This is a genomic window from Phyllobacterium sp. (assembly GCF_037994425.1).
Classification (GTDB): domain Bacteria; phylum Pseudomonadota; class Alphaproteobacteria; order Rhizobiales; family Rhizobiaceae; genus Phyllobacterium.
This window is the reverse complement of sequence record NZ_JBBNAM010000248.1, coordinates 1-2509: the sequence shown is the minus strand read 5'-3', so window position 1 is coordinate 2509 and position 2509 is coordinate 1. Positions and strand designations below refer to the sequence as shown.

Below are 2509 nucleotides of genomic sequence, written 5' to 3'. Positions count from 1 at the left end.
AGGTCGGGCCCTTGCTTCACTACAGTGCCAGCCAACAGGACCGCGTCTATGAACCGGTGAGCGTTCAACGCATCATCGCCGTTGACGCGAAGCTGCCCGCCATTTTCGATCGCATCGATGAAATTTCTAATCAGTGCGCGGTGCATCTCATGGCCGAACGCCATCGGATTTGCCCCCGCTCCGCTTCCGATCGTTTCGCCACCCGCCATTTCCCTGGTGCCATCAATAAAGGCGGCATCCAATCTGTTACCGGTCAGGACTGCCGTACCTTTCGTACCGATCAATTCGATGCGCTCCGGCAGTCCCGGGTAGGCGCAAGTTGTCGCATTGAGCGATCCGATCGCGCCGCCTTCAAAAGAGAAGGCGGCCGTCACGAGGTCCTCCGTCTCCATCCTGTGAATAGAGGTTGTGCGGACAAATGCGGAAATTGCTGCCGGCGTGCCCGCATAGTTCAGGAGCAGGTCGATCGTGTGAATACCTTGGGAGAGCAGCACACCACCGCCATCGCGTGACATCGTTCCGTGGGATGAAGCGCAGCATCTCGCGCGTCCGGCCCCGAATGACGCGATCATGATCACTTCGCGAGAACCTTACGGATCCAGCATCATCTCGAAGGAAGGTGAACCTGGGCAGGCAAGCTTTCTATTACAGCGGGGATGCATTCGAGCGACATCACGACTGATAAACAGACCAACCTGCCATGAAGCTGACGGCCTGAGCCGCTGTCCCAGCAGCCTATGGCTGCTTGCGAAGCGCTCGGCCGTATCCTATTTTCTTGAAAGAGAAGATGACACGGATGCTGATGGAAATGAGGGCTTTAGCACGAGAACGAACGGAGAGCGCCATGCGGCAAGCCGTATCGGCGGACGCGCGCGCCCTCTACCACGAAGCATTCGCCCTGTATGGCCCACTGTGTTTTTGGTCAACGAGAGAAATGCAGGATCCGACCGTGGCCGACGTGCTCGACGCCGTCGCCCGCCTCAAGCGCAACGGCAATATGACGACGCGACAGTTCGCTGTCCGCCTCGAAGAGGCCTGCCGTGCCGCTTCGTAGAATTCAGCAAGAAGCGATGGCGACTATCGCCGCTAACAGGCATCCCGGCAGTCATATTGCTGGCGGCACTGTCATCAACATGGATAGTGCCCGGTATTCCGATGATATCGACATTTTCCATGACCTCTTCAGCGAAGACGACCGTGTCAACATGCTGAGAAACACAGTCGAGATCGATGCAAAGTCGTTGATAGCCGCCGGGTTCGAGATCAGATGGGCAACCCGGCACCCCGAGAAATATCAGGCCATCGTAACGAAGGATGGCGAAAGCACTTTGCTCGACTGGGCAATCGACAGCGACTACCGATTTTTCGAGTCCGTCCCGGACGACTTGTTCGGCTTCAAGCTGTTCGACTTGGCGACGAACAAGCTTCTTGCGGCCGCCTCCCGCAAGGAGCCGAGAGACGTCCTCGATCTACTTCACCTCCACAAAAACCACTTCCCACTGGGCGCCGCCATCTGGGCAGCTCCAGCCAAGGATCCGGGCTACACTCCGGAAAGCCTCATCGAGCAACTGGGCCGGAATGCTGTCTACCGACAAGACGACTTTGATCGTGTCATGAGTGACGCGACGATTGATGCCCGCGAGGTTGCCATCGCATTCAGGATGATCCTAGCTCAGGCGGCGGAGTTCGTCGGGTCGATGCCTGCTGGCTACGACGAACTCGCCTTCCTTAAGGACGGTCAAATCATACAGCCCGACCCCGCGAGGCTGAGTGAGTATGAATCCCTCCAGGCACGCCGACAGGCTCACTGGCCATCTTCTCCCGAAATCGGTAGCGAGATGATCGCCGCCGATTTGAAGCGCTAGGGTCTATACGGATCACGAGGTCAGTGTCACTGCCCCAGCCATTGGTACTCGGCGATCGAAGCCTTTCCGGACTTCTTGTCGTACAGACAAATCACGTTCACAATCTTCTTGGACTTCGGGTTCTTCTCGCGGAGAAGAACGGCAATCTTTCCAGTGGCGTCATCGAAAACAACTGGCGCAGTCGCCTCGGGAGAGACCAATCGGATACGCTCTCGCCGCCGGTGGAAACGAGGAAGCGTCAGAGAGGCTGCGACAGGCCAGCATTTGATCCCCTACGCGACCGGACACGCATCGAAACAACGCGTCGGATCATACGGCACGCCAGGATCGCAACCCCCATGCTCGCATGAGTTCCAATGGCGCAGACAGTTCCGACGGCAGGACGTAAGCATCAGCTACCCTCTCCTTCTGATTTGAGAACCTTCGCGGCAACCCATGCCCCAGCCCCTGAACGGAATAGAATGACAGCTGCAGACGGTCTCCCCGTTTCCATTCCTCGAGAGTGCCCCATGACATCTGTTTCGTTCGCCCGACCGCTTCGTCCATGTCCGCCGCTTCGAGCCATTGCGAGACCAAGGCGCGTCCATTGAGAGGATTCACGACACTATCAGCCGTTCCATGCCATACCGAGATCGGTGGCCATT

3 protein-coding genes and 2 pseudogenes are annotated in these 2509 nt (G+C 57.7%); 3 read left to right on the top strand and 2 right to left on the bottom strand.

Features of this window, described 5'->3' with window-relative positions; all coding sequences use genetic code 11:
- On the bottom strand, positions 1-515 hold a 515-nt coding region (locus tag AAAB35_RS17225; protein WP_340669504.1), incomplete at its 3' end, for a Gfo/Idh/MocA family oxidoreductase.
- Between the two features lie 4 nt (positions 516-519).
- Between AAAB35_RS17225 and AAAB35_RS17220 the strand changes: the two are divergent.
- The 3 genes and pseudogenes from AAAB35_RS17220 to AAAB35_RS17210 form a co-directional block, all read left to right on the top strand.
- Positions 520-627, top strand: a pseudogene (locus AAAB35_RS17220) (SOS response-associated peptidase); the annotation flags it as partial.
- 217 nt (positions 628-844) lie between these two features.
- The gene (locus tag AAAB35_RS17215) at positions 845-1054 is read left to right on the top strand and encodes a hypothetical protein (RefSeq protein WP_025662758.1); all 210 of its coding nucleotides are present in this window, start codon (positions 845-847) and stop codon (positions 1052-1054) included.
- A gap of 16 nt (positions 1055-1070) precedes the next feature.
- Entirely contained in the window at positions 1071-1865 is a 795-nt protein-coding gene (locus AAAB35_RS17210; protein ID WP_112666607.1) for a hypothetical protein, read from the top strand.
- 309 nt (positions 1866-2174) lie between these two features.
- Here the strand turns inward: AAAB35_RS17210 and AAAB35_RS17205 are convergent.
- Positions 2175-2509, bottom strand: a pseudogene (locus AAAB35_RS17205) (esterase); the annotation flags it as partial.